The sequence below is a fragment of the Bradyrhizobium sp. LCT2 genome (genome assembly GCF_009931255.1).
GTDB classification, from domain to species: domain Bacteria; phylum Pseudomonadota; class Alphaproteobacteria; order Rhizobiales; family Xanthobacteraceae; genus Bradyrhizobium; species Bradyrhizobium diazoefficiens.
Map to the genome: position 1 here is coordinate 1272946 of NZ_CP034432.1, position 19059 is coordinate 1292004.

At 64.3% G+C, this 19059-nt stretch carries 22 protein-coding genes, 1 tRNA gene and 1 pseudogene; 18 read left to right on the forward strand and 6 right to left on the reverse strand.

What is annotated here, in order from left to right; genetic code table 11:
- Nucleotides 1–292 precede the first annotated feature (292 nt).
- Nucleotides 293–1387 (forward strand): HD-GYP domain-containing protein, encoded by a 1095-nt coding sequence (locus tag EI171_RS06715; RefSeq protein ID WP_011083664.1) that lies wholly within the window; start codon nt 293–295, stop codon nt 1385–1387.
- Nucleotides 1388–1502: 115 nt separating this feature from the next.
- Here EI171_RS06715 and EI171_RS06720 read toward each other — a convergent pair whose 3' ends face one another.
- On the reverse strand, nt 1503–3083 hold the full coding sequence (locus tag EI171_RS06720) for an ATP-dependent acyl-CoA ligase (RefSeq protein WP_161532888.1): 1581 nt from the start codon (nt 3081–3083) through the stop codon (nt 1503–1505).
- Between the two features lie 218 nt (nt 3084–3301).
- Nucleotides 3302–3712, reverse strand: coding sequence for a VOC family protein (locus EI171_RS06725; RefSeq protein WP_011083666.1), 411 nt, complete (start codon nt 3710–3712; stop codon nt 3302–3304).
- Between the two features lie 126 nt (nt 3713–3838).
- Here EI171_RS06725 and EI171_RS06730 point away from each other — a divergent pair, with 126 nt between their 5' ends.
- The 6 genes and pseudogenes from EI171_RS06730 (at nt 3839) to EI171_RS06755 (ending at nt 7302) form a co-directional block, all read left to right on the forward strand.
- A complete protein-coding gene (locus EI171_RS06730; RefSeq protein ID WP_011083667.1) occupies nt 3839–4813 on the forward strand; it encodes a tripartite tricarboxylate transporter substrate binding protein in 975 nt (324 codons plus the stop codon).
- A 150-nt stretch (nt 4814–4963) separates the two neighbouring features.
- Entirely contained in the window at nt 4964–5242 is a 279-nt protein-coding gene (locus tag EI171_RS06735; protein WP_028172563.1) for a DUF3551 domain-containing protein, read from the forward strand.
- A gap of 125 nt (nt 5243–5367) precedes the next feature.
- Nucleotides 5368–5622: a DUF3551 domain-containing protein gene (locus EI171_RS06740; protein WP_082757162.1), complete on the forward strand. Its 255-nt coding sequence runs from the start codon at nt 5368–5370 to the stop codon at nt 5620–5622.
- A gap of 37 nt (nt 5623–5659) precedes the next feature.
- The gene (locus EI171_RS06745) at nt 5660–6199 is read left to right on the forward strand and encodes a helix-turn-helix transcriptional regulator (RefSeq protein WP_011083668.1); all 540 of its coding nucleotides are present in this window, start codon (nt 5660–5662) and stop codon (nt 6197–6199) included.
- Nucleotides 6200–6210: 11 nt separating this feature from the next.
- Nucleotides 6211–6543: pseudogene (locus EI171_RS06750) on the forward strand (SRPBCC domain-containing protein); the annotation flags it as partial.
- Between the two features lie 21 nt (nt 6544–6564).
- Complete coding sequence (locus tag EI171_RS06755; protein ID WP_161532890.1) at nt 6565–7302, forward strand: DUF899 domain-containing protein; 738 nt, start codon at nt 6565–6567, stop codon at nt 7300–7302.
- Nucleotides 7303–7475: 173 nt separating this feature from the next.
- On the opposite strand, the gene EI171_RS06760 is transcribed toward EI171_RS06755, so the two are convergent.
- A complete protein-coding gene (locus EI171_RS06760) occupies nt 7476–8720 on the reverse strand; it encodes a S1C family serine protease (RefSeq protein ID WP_060912794.1) in 1245 nt (414 codons plus the stop codon).
- Between the two features lie 191 nt (nt 8721–8911).
- Between EI171_RS06760 and EI171_RS06765 the strand changes: the two genes are divergently transcribed.
- The 6 genes from EI171_RS06765 to EI171_RS06790 all read left to right on the forward strand — a co-directional run bounded on the left by EI171_RS06765 (nt 8912) and on the right by EI171_RS06790 (nt 13606).
- Nucleotides 8912–9529, forward strand: coding sequence for a hypothetical protein (locus EI171_RS06765; RefSeq protein WP_161532891.1), 618 nt, complete (start codon nt 8912–8914; stop codon nt 9527–9529).
- Entirely contained in the window at nt 9516–9890 is a 375-nt protein-coding gene (locus tag EI171_RS06770; RefSeq protein ID WP_038965183.1) for a transcriptional regulator, read from the forward strand. Before EI171_RS06765 ends, EI171_RS06770 begins: the two co-directional genes overlap by 14 nt.
- Nucleotides 9891–9921: 31 nt before the next feature.
- Nucleotides 9922–10662, forward strand: a complete 741-nt coding sequence (locus EI171_RS06775; protein WP_011083674.1) for a di-trans,poly-cis-decaprenylcistransferase — start codon at nt 9922–9924, stop codon at nt 10660–10662.
- A gap of 131 nt (nt 10663–10793) precedes the next feature.
- On the forward strand, nt 10794–12320 hold the full coding sequence (gene bchE / locus EI171_RS06780) for a magnesium-protoporphyrin IX monomethyl ester anaerobic oxidative cyclase (protein WP_161532892.1): 1527 nt from the start codon (nt 10794–10796) through the stop codon (nt 12318–12320).
- 176 nt (nt 12321–12496) lie between these two features.
- A complete protein-coding gene (locus EI171_RS06785) occupies nt 12497–13033 on the forward strand; it encodes a GNAT family N-acetyltransferase (protein WP_161532893.1) in 537 nt (178 codons plus the stop codon).
- 87 nt (nt 13034–13120) lie between these two features.
- Complete coding sequence (locus EI171_RS06790) at nt 13121–13606, forward strand: Crp/Fnr family transcriptional regulator (protein ID WP_011083677.1); 486 nt, start codon at nt 13121–13123, stop codon at nt 13604–13606.
- Here EI171_RS06790 and EI171_RS06795 read toward each other — a convergent pair.
- Nucleotides 13545–14372 carry a metallophosphoesterase gene (locus EI171_RS06795; protein WP_161532894.1) on the reverse strand — a complete coding sequence of 276 codons (828 nt, stop codon included), beginning with the start codon at nt 14370–14372 and terminating at the stop codon, nt 13545–13547. The genes EI171_RS06790 and EI171_RS06795 overlap by 62 nt on opposite strands.
- Before the next feature lie 207 nt (nt 14373–14579).
- Here EI171_RS06795 and EI171_RS06800 point away from each other — a divergent pair, with 207 nt between their 5' ends.
- The 4 genes from EI171_RS06800 (at nt 14580) to EI171_RS06815 (ending at nt 17104) form a co-directional block, all read left to right on the forward strand.
- On the forward strand, nt 14580–15266 hold the full coding sequence (locus EI171_RS06800) for a DNA-3-methyladenine glycosylase I (protein WP_161532895.1): 687 nt from the start codon (nt 14580–14582) through the stop codon (nt 15264–15266).
- 303 nt (nt 15267–15569) lie between these two features.
- Nucleotides 15570–15863 (forward strand): hypothetical protein, encoded by a 294-nt coding sequence (locus EI171_RS06805; RefSeq protein ID WP_028172575.1) that lies wholly within the window; start codon nt 15570–15572, stop codon nt 15861–15863.
- A gap of 240 nt (nt 15864–16103) precedes the next feature.
- Nucleotides 16104–16331: a DUF3551 domain-containing protein gene (locus tag EI171_RS06810; RefSeq protein ID WP_161532896.1), complete on the forward strand. Its 228-nt coding sequence runs from the start codon at nt 16104–16106 to the stop codon at nt 16329–16331.
- Nucleotides 16332–16720: 389 nt separating this feature from the next.
- Nucleotides 16721–17104 carry an SHOCT domain-containing protein gene (locus EI171_RS06815; RefSeq protein ID WP_011083682.1) on the forward strand — a complete coding sequence of 128 codons (384 nt, stop codon included), beginning with the start codon at nt 16721–16723 and terminating at the stop codon, nt 17102–17104.
- A 63-nt stretch (nt 17105–17167) separates the two neighbouring features.
- Here the strand turns inward: EI171_RS06815 and dinB are convergent, their stop codons facing one another.
- Nucleotides 17168–18268 carry a DNA polymerase IV gene (dinB, locus tag EI171_RS06820; protein ID WP_161532897.1) on the reverse strand — a complete coding sequence of 367 codons (1101 nt, stop codon included), beginning with the start codon at nt 18266–18268 and terminating at the stop codon, nt 17168–17170.
- Between the two features lie 213 nt (nt 18269–18481).
- On the opposite strand from dinB, the gene EI171_RS06825 reads away from it, so the two are divergent.
- Nucleotides 18482–18691, forward strand: a complete 210-nt coding sequence (locus tag EI171_RS06825) for a hypothetical protein (RefSeq protein WP_060909506.1) — start codon at nt 18482–18484, stop codon at nt 18689–18691.
- 27 nt (nt 18692–18718) lie between these two features.
- Here EI171_RS06825 and EI171_RS06830 read toward each other — a convergent pair.
- A tRNA-Arg gene (locus EI171_RS06830) sits at nt 18719–18795 on the reverse strand.
- Between the last annotated feature and the right edge of the window lie 264 nt (nt 18796–19059).

The following is a 19059-nucleotide window of genomic DNA, read 5'->3' on the forward strand; positions in this document are numbered from 1 at the left end:
GCGGCTTCTCGATTCTAGCCGCGCCGTCTCGGAGTATTGGATCGCCCGGTCAAGCCGTTCGATGACGGCGGCGGGCGGGAGGGACAGCGCCCGAAAATCCCCTTTATCTTCAATGGCCGTTCTACTGTGCATGGGGTTGTTTTCACCGTTTTGCAGTTCCCTTGCCGGTAACCGAAATCCCTAAAATTGCGCGCAATTCCGGAAGGTTCCATTGAGCACGCCTCTTAAGGGCCGGAGAACCTGATCCGGCTTAGGCTTTCGCCCGAAACACTCCCGTTCTCTTGGGGAAGCCATGAACGCCTCAGTGAAACCCGCCGCCAAACGCCGGCTTCTGCTCGCCTCCGACCGGAGCGACGAGAGCACCGAGCTTGCCAGCATTCTGAAGGCGGTCGGCGACGTCTCGACGGTGACGACCCAGGACATCCCCGAGAAGCCCTCGCGCGATCTCTCCGGCCTCGTGGTCGACATCAATCTGCGCTCGCCCGAGAGCGTGCAGCGGGTGCGCAACAAGCTGCGCGGCGATGCCTATCGTTCGATGCCGCGGCTGTTCGTGCTCGCCGATGCCCTGCACCACGGCACCATGCAGGCCTGGGCGCTGGGCGCCACCGACACGATCTCGCGGCCGCTTCAGGCCGACGCGATCCTGCAGCGCATCCGCGCCGCGTTTCCCGACACCGCCACCTATGACGCGACCGATCGCGGCAAGACGCTGAACCGCGGCGTCGAGGCGGCGCACGCGGTGCTCGCCAAGATGTTCGAGAAGCTGCCGCTCGGCGTGCCCCTGACCTTCGACGACGTCATCGCCGCCGAGAGCAAGATCCTGAAGGCGATGAAGCACTCCTCGCTGCGCGAGTGGCTCACCACGGTCGGCTGCCACCATGTCGGCAGCTATCGCCACTGCCTGTTCGTCACCGGATTTGCCGTCGCCTTCGCGCAGCATCTCGGCATGCGCGAGGACGACCAGCGCCGCCTGACCCGCGCCGCGCTGCTGCACGACGTCGGCAAGGCCTTCGTTCCTTCCGCGCTGCTCGACAAGCCCGGCAAGCTGACCGACGAGGAGATGGACGAGGTCCGCCAGCATCCGCGCCGCGGCTATGACGCGCTCGCAGCCCAGGGCGGCTTCCCGCCGGAGATGCTCGACGTCGTGCTGCATCACCACGAATTCCTCGACGGCAGCGGTTATCCCAACGGCCTGTCGTCGAACCAGATCAGCGACATCGTGCGGCTGACGACGATCGTCGACATCTACGCCGCCCTGGTGGAGAAGCGCGCCTACCGCATGCCCTTCACCCACTCCCGCGCCTTCACGATGATGGAAGGCATGGGCGGCAAGCTCGACCAGCAGCTGCTGCAGGCGTTCAGGCCCGTGGCGCTGGGGTCGTTTTGACTTCTTGACGAGTCATTCCGGGGCGCGCGCAGCGCGAACTAGGGTGCGCAGTTGCGCACCTGAGAATCTCGAGGTTCCGGGTTCGGTGCTCTGCACCGCCCCGGAACGACTGTGATCACCCCACCATCTTCCTCAGCTCCGCCTTCGCCACCTTCTCCAGCGTCGAGCGCGGCATGTCGTCGACCAGCCTGATCTCGCGCGGCACCTTGAAGTCGGCGAGGCCTTTGCGGCAGGCGGTCATCACGCTGTCATGCAGGTCCGGCGCTGCGCCCGCGACGCCGCCGTGCGGGATGATGAAGACGACCGGCACCTCGTCCAGCATCGGGTGCTTCTTCGCCACCACCGCCGCCTCGCGCACGCCGGGGACGAGCGCGATCACCTGCTCGATCTCGGAGGCCGCGACGTTCTCGCCGCCGACCTTCAGCATGTCCTTGGCGCGGTCGCCGAACCTGATGAAGCCGTTCGCCAGCCGCTCGACGCGGTCGCCGGTGAGGAAGAAGCCGTGCGCGTCGAAGCTCTCGCGCGTGGCTTTCTCGTTGTGGAGATATTCGGCGAACAGCGACAGGCCGCGGATGCCCTTGATCGAGAGATTGCCGGTGTCGCCGACCTCGGTCGGCCGTCCGTCATCGTCGGTGATCCGGATCTGGTACTCAGGCGCGGCGCGGCCGATCGACATCGGGATGTTGGGCTGATCGACCTCGCCGACGATGCCGTGGGTGATGGTCTCGGTCATGCCCCACCAGCCGATGATCTTGACGCCGAACGCGGCAAAGGCCGGCGGCTCGTTGACGGCGCTGCCCCACAGGCGGAATTTGTGGTCCTTCGGGATCTCCTGCTCGAGCAGCGCCTTCATGCAGAAGGGAATGGTCGAGGTCCAGGTCGAGCCGTGCTCGCGCGCGACACCCCAGAACCGGCTCGCGGAGAAGCGCGGCTGGATCACGCAGGTGGCGCCGACCCACAGCGTCGCCAGCATGGAGTAGGCCAGCGCGTTGGTGTGGAACAGCGGCAGATAGGCCTGGTGCACGTCGCCGGCGTGCAGATCCTCATGCGCGGCGTTGACCTTGGCGCCCCACAGCGCGTTGGCGTGGGTCCACAGCACCGCCTTCGGCCGCGACGTCGTGCCGGAGGTGTATTGCACGCTGCACGGCGCGAGCGGATCGGCCATGCGCCCGGGACGGTCGGCGCTGTCGGCGAACAGCGCCTCGAAGCTGTCGCCGTGCGCGACGGGCTGTGCCGGCGCCGCGCCCGCATCGTGCGAGGTCACCGCGATCCAGCGCAGATTGCGGCAGTGCTTTGCAATGATCTCGGCGTAGGACGGTTGCGTGATGGCGGCAACCGCGCCGCAATGATCCGCAAAATATTCCATCTCGGCCGGCGCCGAACGCGTGTTTGTGGTCACTGCGATGGCGCCCAGCTCGACGCAGGCAAACCAGGCCAGCAGCGCCTCGATGCAATTGTCCAGGTGAATGAGCACATATTCGCCCGGCCTGACGCCGCGCTTCGCCAGCCCCGCCGCGAGCGCGCCGACCCGCTCGTGAAACTCGCCATAGCTCCAGTGCCGCGCCGGCGCGTCGAACGGCGCCCAGATCAGGAAGGGATGAGCGCTGCGCACCTCGGCGCGCATCTTCAGGAGCCACGGCACATCCAGCCCGTCAAACGGGCCCACGATTCCGGCTGCGGTCTGTTGATTGGGCATGCGTCCTCCCGTGCAGCCTACATCTTGATGGCGGCTGCCTTTTGATTATTGCGTCTTCCTGCCACCGGACGGCGCGGGGAGCAAATCGGGGGCGGTGTGCGCTGTGCAGTGGCCGCGCGCTCGTTCTCTCATTCGTCATTCCGGGATGGTCCAAAGGACCAGACCCGGAATCTCGAGATTCCGGGTTCGATGCTTCGCATCGCCCCGGAATGACGAGTCTAGTTTTCGTACGACGAGATCTCGATCAGGCTGCCGTCCGGATCCCTGCAATAGACCGAGCGCAGCGTGCCGCGGGCGCCCTGCTTGGGAACCGGGCCTTCCTCGATCGCGACGCCATGTGCCTGCAAATGCGCCACCACCTCGTCGGGCGCGGCGGAGGTGAGGAAGCACAGATCCTCGCTGCCGGCGGTCTGGTGGTCGGCGGTGAACCACTCGACCTTGTCGGCATCGCGCGGCCGGACGTTGATCTTCTGGTTACCGAATTGCAACGACGTCCGCGGCGCTTTGCCGCCGCCGGGGTCGAACACCTTGACTTCCATGCCGAGAATCTTGCGGTACCACTCAGCGGTCACCGCGACGTCGGCGACGTTGATCACGAGGTGATCGAGGGCCTCGACCTTGACCGGCATGCCTTATCCTTTCGTCGCCATGTGCGTTGCGCACTTTCCGCGTGCTTCCGGCTTTGTTACAACGCCGCCGACGACGCTTTCAAGATATCTGGCTTTCAAGAACAACACGTTGGGAGAACCCTTGAAATGATCACTCGCCGTACCGCGCTGGGCCTGCTTGCCGCCACTCCTCTTGCAGCCAGCCCGCTGTCGAAGGCGCTTGCCGCCGATTATCCGGCTCGCCCGGTGAAATGGGTGGTCGGCTATCCGCCGGGCGGCGCCACCGACATCCTGGCACGGCTGATCGGCCAGCGGCTGTCGGAAAAGCTCGGCCAGCAATTCGTGATCGAGAACAAGCCGGGCGCCGGCAACAATATCGCCACCGAATCCGTGATCAATGCCGAGCCCGACGGCTACACGCTGCAGCTGGTCAATCCGGCCAACTACATCAACGCCTCGCTCTACACCAACCTGAAGTTCAACTTCGTGCGCGACATCGCGCCGGTCGCCTCGTTCCAGCGCGTGCCGAACGTGATGACCGTGAACAAGGACGTGCCGGCCAAGACCGTCGCCGAGTTCATCGAATACGTGAAGGCCAATCCCGGCAAGGTCAACATGGCCTCGTCAGGCAACGGCACCTCGGTGCACCTGTCCGGCGAGATGTTCATGGCGATGACCGGCTGCAAGATGCAGCACGTGCCCTATCGCGGCGCGGCGCCCGCGATCACCGACATGCTCGGCGGTCAGGTGCAGGTGATCTTCGACAACATGCCCTCGATCATCCAGCACATCCGTTCGGGCAGCCTGCGTGCGATCGGCGTCACCACCGCGCAGCGCTCGCCGCAACTGCCCGACGTGCCGGCGATCGGCGAGACCGTGAAGGACTACGAGGCGAGCGCGCTGTTCGGCATGGGGGCGCCGAAGAACACGCCGAAGGAAATCATCGCCAAGCTCAACGATGAGATCAACACGCTGATGAAGGAGCCCGACATGACCAAGCGTCTGGTCGAGCTCGGCGGCGAGCCGCGGGTGCAGACCCCCGAGGCGTTCGGCGAGGAGATCAAGGCCGAGACCGAGAAGTGGAAGAAGGTCGTCGAGTTCGCCGGCCTGAAGGTCGAGTAGCGATCTTGTGATGATCGGAATTGGAGCCCTGCCGTTCGGCAGGGCTTTTTTTCTTGCGCGCGTTGTCTCGTTGATCTGGAATAAAGCGGCCCGGCGAAACCTGATGATGTATGGCGCCGTATCTGGCGCCGTGAAGAGAGGAGTTGGGACATGCGCAAGACGCAACTGGTCCTGCTGACATTGGGTGCGACGGCCCTTGCCGGTGTCGTCACCGTCACGCCCGCCGCGGCGCGCGACTATCCCTGGTGCGCCCAGGGCGGCGAATATGATTATCCCGGCGAATGCGCCTACAGCACCTACGAGCAGTGTCTGGCCAGTGTGTCCGGCCGGCTATTGTACTGCGGCCCCAATCCGCTCATGGCCTATGGCCAGGTGCCGCAGCGCCAACCGCAGCCGCGCCGGCGCACGCGGCCCGTCGCGCCGTACTAGCCGCACGAAGTCATCGCGAAGCCCGCAGCGGCGCATTTTCGCGTGATCGCTCCGGAATAAACTGGCTCTGCGAGCCTTTCTCTCTGTGAGGTCGCATGTCGCGCGGCGAACATGGGAGATCGGTCATGCGCAAGGCGCAATTCGTGCTGGGCACCATGGTCCTTGTGTGGCTCGCCGGCGGCAGCCCGGCGCGGGCGGACTATGCGTGGTGCATTCAGGATTCGGAATATGGCTATCCCGGCGACTGCTCCTATCAAACCCGCGAGCAGTGTCTGCTGAGCGCCTCAGGCCGCAAGGGCTTTTGCGGTCAGAATCCCGCCTTGGTCACGCGAGCGCCACCTCAGCCGGCTCCGCGAGCCCGGCACGCTCCGCCATACTAGCGGCGCCTCTCATTGACGTCTGCCTGATCACCTGATCGTGCAGATCCGGGCGCGCGGGTTCCTGCTTGACGCCTTCTCGTTCACGTCTATACTAAACCACATGGTTAAGTATCAGGACGAGACGCTGGACCGGACCTTTGCGGCGCTATCCGACCCGACGCGGCGTGCGCTTCTCGCCCGCCTCGGCGAGCAGGACAGCCTGTCGGTGAGCGAGCTGGCCGCGCCGTTTCCGGTCTCGCTGCCGGCGATCATGAAGCATCTCGATGTGCTCACGGACGCAGGCCTGATCGTGCGCGAGAAAACCGGTCGCACGGTCTCGTGCCGGCTCACCGCGCAGCCGATGGAGCAGGCGATGAACTGGCTCAATCGTTACGCGCAGTTCTGGTCCGACAATCTAGATCGTCTTGCCGCCTTCGTGGAGGAAGAGACATGGCCAACACAGCCGTCAACGCCGATTCCCGCAGCGCCGAGCGCCCGGCAGAACGTCCAAGCGAACGTCCAAGCCTCACGCTCACGCGCCGGCTCCGCGCGCGGCCGGAAAAAGTCTACGCCGCCTGGACGCAGGCCGCGCAGCTAGCGCAATGGTTCGGGCCGCCGAACATGAAACCGGCGACGCTGGCCGCCGAGCTCGACGTTCGCACCGGCGGTCGCTACCGCATCAGCTTCGTCAGCGACGACGGCGAATATTTCGAGGCCGGCGGCACCTATCGCGAGGTCGTGCCGAACGAGCTTTTGGTCTTCACCTGGGCCTGGCACTCGACGCCCGAGCGCGAATCGCTGGTCACGATCTCGTTCAAGCCGGATAGCGCCGGCACGCTGATGATCTTTCATCACGCCCAGTTCTTCGACGAGGCCGCACGCGACAATCATCAGCGGGGCTGGAGCTCGTTCCTCGACAAGCTCGATGCCTTCGTCGCCTGATTTCTGTCAGAGGAGACCGTCATGCAACCCCATCAGATCGTTTCGCGCGAGCAATGGATCGCGGCTCGCAAAACCCTTATGGCGCATGAGAAGGAGCTCACAGCGGCGCGCGAGCGCCTCGCCGAGGAGCGCCGCGCGCTGCCCTGGGTCAAGGTCGACAAGGATTACGTGTTCGACGGACCGAACGGCAAGGTGACGCTCGGCGATCTCTTCAAGGGGCGTCCGCAGCTCGTCGTCCAGCACGTGATGTTCGCGCCCGACTGGGAAGCGGCCTGCAAGAGCTGCTCGTTCTGGGCCGACGGTCTTGATCGCATGGTGCCGCACCTGGCCGCGCGCCACACCGCGACGGTCGCGATCTCGCTGGCGCCGATCGCAAAGCTCGAGGACTTCAAGGCGCGGATGGGGTGGACCTTCGACTGGGTCTCGTCGGGAAGCAACGACTTCAACCGGGATTACGGCGTGACGTTCTCGCCGGAGCAGATCGCCACGGGCAAGCCGATGTACAATTTCGGCACCACGAAGATCTACGGGCCGGAGCTGCCGGGCATCAGCGTGTTCTACCGCAACGAGGCCGGTGAGATCTTCCACACCTATTCCTGCTTCGCCCGCGGCCTCGACATGATGAACGCCGCTTATCAGTACCTCGACCTCACCCCGCTCGGCCGTCACGAGGAGGGGCTGCCCTATCCGATGGACTGGGTGCGCCTGCGCGACCAGTACGAGCCGCAGGCGACGAAGGGTGCGTGCTGCCACGGGTGAGGGGGGCGGGTACGCCCTGCCCACATCAAAGGTGTCATCGCCCGGCTTGACCGGGCGATCCAGTACTCCGAGAGGGGAGTGATACAGACGAGAGGCCGCAGCGTACTGGATTCCCCGCCTTCGCGGGGAATGACAGCAGTGGCCGGCGCGGCAGCTTGCCTTGCTCGTGAGGGCTACCGCTTCGCGTCGGCCTGCTCCGTCGCGTTGCACGAGATCAGCATCGTATAGGGCCGCGCGTTGCCGGCGATGTCGGTGGTCTTGAGCTCGGCCTTAGGCTCGGCGGTCTGATAGGGCACCACGGAATTGTCGAGGAAGTCGCGCAGCACGCCGGTCTTGATGGCGAAGTTGATGTTCTCGGGAATGTTGCCGGTCGCTACGGCGATGCGGAGCGCGTCGACCTTTCCGGTAACGACGCCCACGATCTGCCCGGTGGCGTCGAACAGCGGGCCCCCGCTGTTGCCGGGCTGCACTGGCGCACTGATCTGCAGGAAGCGCGTGTCGTTGCGCATGCCGCTGAGTGAGCTCACGATACCGGTCGTCACGGTGAAGTCCGAGGTCAGCATTCCATGGTAAGGAAAGCCGATCGCGATGACGGAATCGCCGGAGCGGATCGAGCGGTCGCGGATACGGGCAAAGTCCTTGAAAGCCGCCGTCGACGGCGCCTGCAACAAAGCGAGATCGTTGTTCGCATCGCTGGACACGACGCGCAGCGCCATCGAGGCCTCGCCGGTGAGGTTGCCCTTGATGTCGCCGACGCAGCCGTCGATCACATGGTTGTTGGTGACGACGTGGCCGTTGGCGCTGACCACGAAGCCGGTGCCGCTCTTGGTTCGAGCAGATTTGCCGCCGGTTGCCGGTGATGCCTGCTTGTCCGGCGCGGTCTGCGGCTTGGCGGCAATCTTTGTAAAATCGCCGGCCTTATCCAGGCCGTCGGCTTTGACTCTGGTCACACAATTGGTAATCGCAGCCACCAAAGGCGCAGTCGACGTCAGGCTGAACTGAAAGGGCGTACCTCTCGCCACCGCCACCATCAGACTCGCCTTCTGGAGCGCGCGGGCGACGTTGGTGGGCAGAACTGCCGAGACCATCACCTCCGAAAACGCGGTCGCGAAGAGTCTTACCTCGGCCTGACCGTCGAAGGTTACGTCGATCGTGAGGTTCTCACCCTTCTTGAAGCGAAATGCCGGATTGGCAAAGCCGAGCAGCCAAGAGCTGTTTGCATCCTGGCCAACAAGCAAGGTGACTCCGTTGGCGTAAGGTGTGCTTGCGGCGCAGTGAGAGAACGCGCCGGTCGAATCATTGGAATAGGCGCCACCGTTCCAGTTGCCGACGCGGATCGTGCCGAAAGGCCCCGCCGCATGGGCCACCCCGGCCAGGATCATCTGTAGCACGCACGCAACAACAGTCGTCTTGAACATCTCCACGCCCCCGGAACGCTATTGGCTCATCTTATCCGGCCGGTCCCCATTGGTGCAACCGGCAGTTGTTCGGTTGGGGCGTGTTTCCTCGGGCAGCCTTCGGGCTTGCGCCCACTTTGCAATGCTATATACTTTGCAGTACAAAGTAACGGATCCCGACAAGCGGGTCGAGCGAGGTTCTGGCGTTGCCGATGCGCGATCTCGACAAGGCACTGGCCGACATCGTGGCGATCCGCAGCCAGATTGCGGCCGGCACGGCGTTCCGCGGCTACGGCCCGGCAACCATGGTCGCGACCGGCGGTGTCGCGCTGATTACGGCAATCCTGCAATTCTGGCTGCTCGGCGACCCCACCGGAGAGCCGCTTGGCTTTTTCTTCGGCTGGTTCATCGCCGCCGTGGTCTCCGGCCTGATGATCGGGATCGAGATGCGCGCGCGTTCACGCCGCCATCATTCCGGCCTTGCCGACGCCATGATCCACCAGGCGGTCGAGCAGTTCCTTCCGGCAGGCGTTGCCGGCGTGCTGCTTGCGGTGGTGATGTGGAAGTTCGCGAGTGAGACGCTGTGGCTGTTGCCGGGTCTGTGGCAGATCCTGGTGTCGCTTGGCATCTTCGCCTCCATTCGCTCGCTGCCGCGCACCGTCGCGCTCGCCGGCGCCTGGTATTTCGTTTCGGGTTTCGCGGTCGTGGTGCTCGCGAGCCAAACCCACACGCTGTCGCCGTGGACCATGGGCCTGCCTTTCGTGATCGGCCAGTCGGTGATGGCGGGCATTCTGTATTTTGCGTCCGGAGATCATGATGTCGAAGACTGACAGCGCGCCTTTTTCCTATGAAGGGCTCGACCGCGTCATCCACGAGAAGGCGAGGCTCGGGCTTCTGACCTCGCTGATGGCGCATCCGAAGGGGCTGGCGTTCGCCGACCTCAAGCAGCTCTGCGGCCTTACCGACGGCAATCTCAGCCGGCATCTCGCCGTGCTGCAGGAGGCCGGCCTCGTCGAGGTAACCAAGGGCTATGAGGGCAATCGCCCGCACACCACATGCCGGCTGACCAGGGCAGGCCGCCGCCGCTTCCTCGACTATCTGGCCGTGCTCGAGCGCCTGGTGCGCGACGCCGCCAAGGCCGCCGGTCGCGAAGCGCCGCCGCTCGGCCGTCTCGGTATCATCTCGACCTGATCCTCCCCCTTTTTTGACCGGAGACTTTGCAATGCAAAGTGACATGACCTCTCGCAGCGAGAAGCTTCACGTCGGCATCATCATGGACGGCAACGGCAGATGGGCCACGCGGCGCGGCCTGTCGCGGCTGCGCGGCCACGAGGCCGGCGTCGAGACGATCCGCCGCATCGTCGAGGCGGCGCCCAAGCAGGGCATCGGCACGCTGACGCTCTATGCGTTCTCGACCGACAATTGGCGAAGGCCGAAGGCCGAGGTCGCAGCGCTGATGACCCTGCTGCGCTTCTATCTCGCCAACGAGGTGCAGAGCCTGGTGAAGAACGGGGTGCGTCTCACCGTGATCGGCCGCCGCGACCGGCTGCCTGACGGCATCGCGAATGCGATCGCGCGGGCCGAAGCGGCCACCGCCCACGGCAGCACGCTTCACCTGCGCATCGCCGTCGATTATTCCGCGCGCGATGCCATCCTCAACGCTGCGGCGAAGGCGGCGGCGCTGACCAGCCTCACCCGCGAAGCGTTCTCGCAGCTCGTCACCGGCGAGGCCGGTTTGCGCGACGTCGATCTCATCATCCGCACCTCGGGCGAGAAGCGGCTGTCGGACTTCCTGCTGTGGGAAGGCGCCTATGCCGAGCTGCACTTCACCGAGCGGATGTGGCCGGAATTCGATGCGGGCGATCTCGCCGAGGCGCTCGCCGCGTTCCACGGCCGTGAGCGGCGCTTCGGCGGCCTCCAGGCGATCATGCCCGAGGAGGTGCCGTCACTCTCGCGGGTGTGACGCCAAGGCGGGGCAGAGCAAGGGTTTCCGCAGCAGTCACGCACGAATGTCTTCGGGTTCAGTCGGGGGATTGGGCTTCTTCATAGAAGTGGGACGGACGATCACGCCAACCAAAGCGGGAGCGAAAGTCCATGCGTGTTCTTCTTGTCAACGTGCCTCATCCCTCGATCGGAAGCCGAATTCCCGATGATCATCTTCCGCCGCTGGGTTTGCTCGCGATCGGCGGACCGCTGATCGACGACGGCCATGCGGTGCGGCTGATCGACGCCGAATTCGGCCCCATGTCGATCGCCGAGGTCGTCAGCGAAGCGACGGGCTTCGCCCCGGATGCCGTGCTGTTCGGCCATTCCGGCTCGACTTCCGGACATCCCGTGATCGCGGCGGTTGCCTGTGCCCTGGTGAAGGTCATGCCGCGCGTGCTGATCGTCTATGGCGGCGTCTTCCCGACCTACCATTGGCGCGAAATCCTGCACGATGAACCCTATGTCAGCGCGATCGTGCGCGGCGAAGGTGAAGAGACCGCGCGGCGCCTGATGCGCGCGCTGGAATACGGTCACGATCTCGCCGACATAGCCGGCATCGCGTTCCGCGATGTCTCAGGTCCCCGCGCGACGCCGCCGGCGCCGGTGATCGCAAACCTCGACGCCTGTCGCATCGGCTGGGAATTGATCGATCATGCGCGCTACAGCTATTGGGGCGGCCTGCGCGCCGTGGTCGTCCAGTTCTCGCGCGGCTGTCCGCATCTGTGCAACTATTGCGGCCAGCGCGGGTTCTGGACGCGCTGGCGTCACCGCGATCCGGTCCGCTTCGCCAAGGAGCTTGCGCGCCTGCATCGCGAGCACGGGGTCAAGGTCATCAACTTCGCCGACGAAAACCCGACCGTCTCGAAGAAAGTTTGGCGCGCCTTCCTCGAAGCGCTGATCGCTGAGAACGTCGACCTCATCCTGGTTGGCTCGACCCGCGCCGACGACATCGTGCGCGACGCCGACATCCTGCATCTCTACAAGAAGGCCGGCTGGCAGCGCTTCCTGCTCGGGCTTGAAAATACCGACGAAAGGACCCTGGAGTTGATCCGCAAGGGCGCGACGACGGCCGTCGACCGTGAGGCCATCCGCCTGCTGCGGCAGCACGGCATTCTGTCGATGGCGACCTGGGTGGTCGGGTTCGAGGAGGAGACCGATCGCGATCACTGGCGCGGCTTGAAGCAGCTGCTTGCCTACGATCCCGATCAGGTTCAGCTGCTCTACGTCACGCCGCATCGCTGGACGCCTTACTTCCGTCTCGCGGCCGAGCGCCGCGTGATCCAGCCCGATCGCCGGCGATGGGACTACAAGCATCAGGTGCTCGCCACGCGCCATATGGCGCCGTGGCGCGTGCTGGCCTGGTTCAAGTTCACGGAAATGGTGTTGCAGTGTCGCCCAAAGGCGATCTGGCGGGTGCTGTTCCAGCGCGACGCAGGCCTGCGCCACGCCATGCGCTGGTACACGCAGATGGGCCGCAGGGTCTGGCCGCACGAGATTCTGGAATTCTTGCGTGCACGTCGATTGAAATGGGGGCCTTCGGTCAGGGAGTTCTGGGGTGCTCCGCAGGACGGCGAGGAGCAGTCGATGACAGCCACGCGGCCGGAGCGCCGCGTCGGGAGGCGAGAGGCCGCGTGACCGCGGCCTGAAGACGATCGCGCCCGCTTCGACGCTTTCACCCTCCCGTGTGTGACGCGGGGCACAGGGAAACGGGCTGTTCGTTTTTAGCCGCATGATTGGCAGCGATGTCCAAGCGCTACGTGCACGGCCTCGGCTAGGTGTGCGGTCCACGCAACCTGCCGAGAGCATCACGCATGTTACAGCTGTTTCCGGAGGCCGCCGTCGCGCCGGTTGAACTGGCCGAAGCGAAGGGGATGGTCTGCATCAGGGCCGCCAGCGCGTCCGATGTCGAGAACCTGTCGGTCTATTTCGCCGGCCTGTCCACGTCATCGCGCAACAAGCGTTTCATGGGTGCGCGCGCCGACCTCGCCGTGGTCGCGGCCGAATGCGTGGCGAAGGCCGACCGTCCCGGTCACTTCACCTTGCTGGCCGAGTTCAGGCAGGAGGGGCAGCGCAACATCATCGGCGAAACGCACTACGCCTACGATGCGGCCGCACGGCACGGCGAGTTTGCCATCTCGGTCGCCGACGCCTTCCAGCGCCTGGGCCTTGGCCTCCAGATGATGACGGCGATGGAGACGCGCGCGATCGATCTCCGCCACGAGATGATCGCCGGCGAGACCGCGCGAACGAATGCTGAAATGCGCGGCCTGGCGAAGAAGGCCGGGTTCAGGGATACCGGGCTCGGCGACTGGCAGTCGGTTCACCTCGCAAAGCACCTGTCGCGATAGCTCTACGCAGGTCGAATTGCCGCGTGGCACGGATCGTGCTCTAGTAATCCCGGCAATGGGTATCCCCAGCGATGGGAGCTTTCGGCGATGCGCGCAGTCCTGGATTATTGCACCGGCGGAACGGAGCGGCAGGTTGCGGCCGGTACGGTCGTCGTCACCGAGGGCGGCACCAGCGGCCATCTCTATGTGCTGATGCAGGGCAAGCTCGAGGTGCTCAAGGGTGAGATGGTGGTCGCCACCGTCACCGAGCCGGGCGCGGTGCTGGGCGAAATGTCGGTGCTGCTGGGCCAGCCGCACACCGCGACGGTCAGGGCCTGCTCCGATGCAATCGTCTACGAGTTCGAGGATGCCGCCTCGTTCCTGAAGCAGGAGCCGGGGGTGGCGCTGCTGATCGCGAAGATGCTGGCGCAGCGGCTCAACGTCGCCAACACCTATCTTGCCGATCTCAAGCGGCAATATGCCGGCCACGGCACGCATCTGGCCATGGTCGGCGAAGTGCTTCAGAGCATGATCAACCTGCCGCCGCTTGAGGTCTCGCCAGGCTCGGATCGGCAATCCGATCCAAGAATGTAAGCCAGTCCGGCGGTGCCTCGACCAAGGCCGCCGGCCGCTTCAGCGGCGCGTCGAGATCGATCCATTGCGCCTCGCCCGCCGCCAGCCAGAACGCCTTGTTGGCATCGAGATCCAGCACGATATGCGTCGGCGGCCGGCCCGGTTGCAGGCCCGCGTTGAAGACCCAGGTCTGGCCCAGCCGGTCGAACCACGAGCCGTCGGTGATGAAGGGCGACTGATGCACATGTCCCGAGATCACCATCGACGGCTGATACTGCATGATCCACTGCACCACCTCGACATCGCCGAAGAAGCGCTTGCCGCCCCAGCTCGTCGGCGAATTCGCCGGCGGCGCATGATGCGCCCAGATCCAGCGCTGCGGCCGGCTCGCCGCGGCATCGCGGAGCTGGTCGGCGATGCGCTGCTTGACCAGCGGTCCATCCCACCACGGGCACACCGTGAACAGGGTGTCGCCGATGGTGAGGCCGTCGCCGTCGCAGGCGATCCCCAGCTCGCGCACCTCCGAGATCCAGCGCGAGATCTTCTCGCCTTCCGCGTTGCGCTCGTCGAGGTCGTGATTGCCGGAGCAGATGATCACGCGGGTCTTCCCGGCAAGCAGCGCGAGGTATTTCTTCACCACCACGATCTGCGCGCGAAAATCCACCATCGAGCCGATATCGAGCGCATCGCCGGCGAAGATCACCAGGTCGAATTGCGGCGCCGCGCTGACCAGCCAGTCGAACTGCGGCAGCGCGTAGTGCAGGTCAGCCACGACCAGGCAGCGCATTTGAAATCCGTTCGCGATTGAAATTGTCTGGGAATTCCAAAACGGCAAAAAGCAAGAAGCAGACCAGCACGGCCGCCCCCTCGCGTCAATCCAATGAGCCGGAGCATGCCGCGGCGTATCGCGGCATGCAGGGCATCGGGCGTCGCAGGTCTGGACCGGACCATCGAATTCTGCTGTCGTGGCATATCCTCAATCGCTCGTGTCCGCATGACCCCCTTCAAGACCATTCGTGCCCGCGCCGAGAAGCGCAAGGGCGGCCCCAAGGCGCTGGACAGGCTGATGCCCGACAAGCCCGACCTCAAGCGTCTGGCCAAGCTCGGCGACGACCGCATCCTCGCCGAGATGACCCGGCGGGTGTTTTGCGCAGGGTTTGCCTGGAGCGTGATCGATTCGAAATGGGACGGCTTTGAAGCGGCCTTCCTGCATTTCCAGCCGGCCAAGCTCACCTTCCAGCCGGAAGACTATTGGGAAGGCCTGCTGCGCGATGCGCGGATCGTGCGCAACGGCGCCAAGATCATGTCGGTGCGCGACAACGCCGCCTTCGTCCAGGCGATCGCAAAGGAGCACGGCAGCTTCGGCAAGTTTCTGGCGAAGTGGCCGTCGTCCGACGAAATCGGCCTGCTCGATCTCCTCATCAAGCGCGGCAGTCGGCTCGGCGGCAACACCGGCCAGATGCTGCTGCGCTTCGTCGGCTGGGACGGTTTCGTCACCTCCAGAGACGTCGTGGCCTGCCTGCGCGGTGCCGGCCTCGATATCGGCGAAGAGGTGAAGTCGAAGGGCGATCTCGCAAAAGTGCAGGCGCAGTTCAACGCCTGGGCCGAGGAGACCGGTCTGCCCTACACATATCTGTCACGCATCTGCGCGCTCTCGGTCGGCGAGGTCAGGAGCGAGTAACGGATCAAAAGGCATCAGGAGAAGCCTATCAGGCTGCCCATGATTTGCTCGGCGATGGCGCGGACCGCGACATCCGGATCGTCGAAGCTGCCGATTAGAGCCGCTCACAGGCAGATCGTGGACATCGTGTGGCGAACCCGTGCCGTGAGCGCGGCGGATGAAACTCGCGATCACGAAATACATTTCACCGGAACATTTGTGCGTAGCACCCGTTCGGGAATTTGAGCCAGGCGACACAGGCGCAGGGAACGCCCGCCCTAGCTCAACTCAATGAAACCCGGCACGACAGAAACGGAGCAGCTCATGAAGCTCACATCCGAACAAGTGAAGCAGACCGTCAACCAACTCGGCGCCCAGGTGCTGCCCGACGAGCATCCCGCCATGCCGCAGCTCAACAGCATGTTCGGCGAGCACACCTTCTTCGTCGACGAGACGGGCCTGAAGGTCCTCGAGCCGACCCCGTCGCTCGGCGCCGAGCGCCAGACCGGCGAAGTCGTCAGCCTCGCCGACTGGAGCGATGCCGACCTCACGCGCCTGATGGCCCACGAGCCGGAGCCGACGGGTGTGATCGTCGTGTTCGAGCATGTGAGGCATTGACCATTGCTGGTCGTGAAGGAAGATCAGATCGGCGGGGAGACCCCGCCGTGAAGGTGTGACGCCGTCAATTGATACGGCCGCCTTCAGGCAGCCCCGAGCTTGAGATTTTCGCGATAGCGTGGGCGCTTTTCGCCCCAGGTCGCATCAATAAACGCCGCAGCGTCTGGCAAGGGCTTTTACTGGCGGTATGGCCGACGCGTCGGCGATATAATTCGCCTCCATCCATCCATGGAGGTCGAGATGCATCGTGCCGTTCCGATGCTGGCATTGCTTGCCACATCTTTATCCGTTGTATTCTCGGGGCCGGCGCAGGCCGCCGAGGCGGATCGTTACTGCCTGCGTGGTCGCAATTGGGGCTTTCCGGGCAATTGCCAGTTCGCCACACGCCCGCAATGTCTGGCTGCCGCTTCCGGCACGAACGCATATTGCGGCATCAATCCACGCTATGCCGCTCCGCGGCGGCGCTGATCACCCTCAGAGATAAACCGTTCTGCGGTTATCTGCGCGGCAGACGCGTCCAATCAGGAAAGGCACGCTCAGATGCGAAAGCTTGCACTGTTCGTCATCCTGCTCGCGTTCGCGGGAATGTTCCCTTCCAGCGAATCGTATCCTCAGAGCGCGCTTCGGGGTGCGGTCATCGGCGGTGCCGTCGGCGGTCGTCGCGGCGCTGCGATAGGAGCTACGGCCGGAGCGATCGCAGGCGCCCACCGGCGGCATCGGCATTGGCATAGATATTATTGGCGGAACGGCAACTGCTGGTATCGCTCGAGCAGCGGAAGATCGCACCGCGTGTCGCATCGGTACTGCCGTTAAGTGGAGCGACGGATCGAGAACGGTAATTCAACGAGGGGATTGCAATGTTCTTCGTTCAAGAGGGATTCACGTACCGAAATTTCCTGATGGACATGATTGCGATATTCGCATTCGTCGTCTGGTTCTGGCTGCTCATCGTCATCTATGGCGACCTGTTCAGGCGCCACGACATCTCCGGGTGGGGCAAGGCACTATGGGTGCTCGCGCTGGTTCTGACCTCCTACCTCGGCATCTTTGCATACCTCATTACGCAAGGGCGAAGCATGGCCGAACGTAACGCCGAGCAAGCTCAGCGGGCGCGCGAGGAGTTGCGGCACATCGTCGGCTTCAGCGTTGCAGACGAGCTTACCAAGCTTGATCAGCTAAGAAAGGCGGGATCCGTAACGGATGACGAGTACAGGCGGCTTCGCACCAGGCTGGTTTCCTAGCCGTCGTTGCGCGCGGCACATTCGGAAGCGATGTTTGAAAAATCCCGTCACCGTCCATCCGGTTCAAATACCGAAAGTCAGCTGCGGCTCCGGATCATCCCCGTCCTGGAGGGCAGACAGCGATACGCCCAACAGCCTGACGCGCTTGGGCAGCGGCATCTCGACTTCGAGCAGGCCGCAGGTCAGCCGCTCCAGATCGTCCCGGCCTGCAACCGGTGTTGGTGCGGACCTGCTGCGTGTGATGATCTCGAAGTCAGCAAATTTGATCTTCAAGGTCACGGTGCGGCCGCGATTGCCGGTCGCCTCGCAATGGCGCCAGACCTTGTCGACGAGAGGCCTGAGCGCGGCGACCAGCGCGTCGAATTCGTCGAGGTCGGCCTGGAACGTGGTCTCCGCGCCGATCGACTTGCGGATCCGGTTGGCCCGCACCGGACGTTCGTCGACACCGCGTGAGATCCAATAGTAATAGGCACCCGCCTTGCCGAAATTCGCGTTCATGAACTCCAGCGTCTGGTTACGCATGTCGCGACCGGTAAATATGCCGAGCGCGTTCATCTTCGCACTGGTCGCTGGGCCTATCCCGTGGAACTTGCCGACGGGCAGCGCCTCGACGAAGGCGGGTCCCATCTCCGGAGAGATCACGAACTGGCCGTTGGGCTTGCGATGATCGGAGGCGAGTTTTGCGAGAAACTTGTTGTAGGAAATGCCCGCCGAAGCGTTGAGTCCCGTCTCGGCCTTGATCTTCTCGCGGATCCGCAGCGCGACGTCCCGTGCCAGCGGAATGCCTTGCAGGTTTTCCGTCACGTCGAGATAGGCCTCGTCGAGCGACAACGGCTCGATGATCGGGGTGTGTTCGGCAAAGATCTCGCGGATCTGCCTGGAGATCGCCTTGTAGACCTCGAAGCGCGGCCTGACGAAGATCAGGTCGGGACATTGCCGCTTCGCAGTCACCGACGGCATGGCAGAGCGAACGCCGAACTTGCGGGCCTCGTAGCTGGCGGCCGCGACGACGCCGCGTTCGGCGGAGCCTCCGACCGCGACCGGCTTGCCGCGCAGGTCCGGATTGTCGCGCTGCTCCACGGACGCATAGAACGCATCCATGTCGATATGGATGATCTTGCGGACGGGCGAGGTTTCGCCCGTCACCGTGCCGGAATCGCTCATGGAGAGATGATACAATCGGGCAAAGAGAAGCGCGAGGTGATCGATGCTTTTCGCGCCTTACGCAGCCTGGGTCGCGTTGGCCGGCCTGCTCAATGCGGCCATCTGGCGTTTGAATTGAGGCGTTCAGTCTCGACCAGGTTCAAAGAACAGTCTCAGGCTTGTGAGTGGCAAGCATGGGCACGCGATCTAATATGAGGGCGCGGAGGACAATCCATGCAATACAGCTCCGAGCTCATTCGCACGATGCGTCAAGCGCTGGAGACCGTGATGGCGAGCGTACCGGCCCATCAATCGGTCTTCGGTCTGAAAGCGGCTGTGGCCGAATGCATCCTGAAGGCCGCCGCACACGGCCAGACGTCCTACGACGGCCTGGTCGCGTCCGCCTCGGACCAGATCCAGGCGATGATCTCGATGCTCAGCTAGGCGCTGGCGTGAAGACGGCGACAAGGCTGGCGCACCCGACACGATTCGAACGTGTGACCTTTGCCTTCGGAGGGCAACGCTCTATCCAGCTGAGCTACGGGTGCAGTGGGGCCTCATTTAGCCGATTGGCGAGGGGTGGGCAACCGCTTCCGCCGTGTTCGGCCACGTTGATTTGCGGGCAATGCGGCCAGGAACCGGCAGGCTGTCGCAGCCAAGCCGTATTGCCGCATAAAGCGCCTGGTCGGCCAGGCCCAGCAGCCGGTCGGGGGTGCCGTCGGCCTCGCCGGGAATGTGGCTGGCGACGCCGACGCTGAGGGTGACGTGGTCGCCGGCTCCCTGGCGCCACGGGCGATCCGCAAGGCCATGAC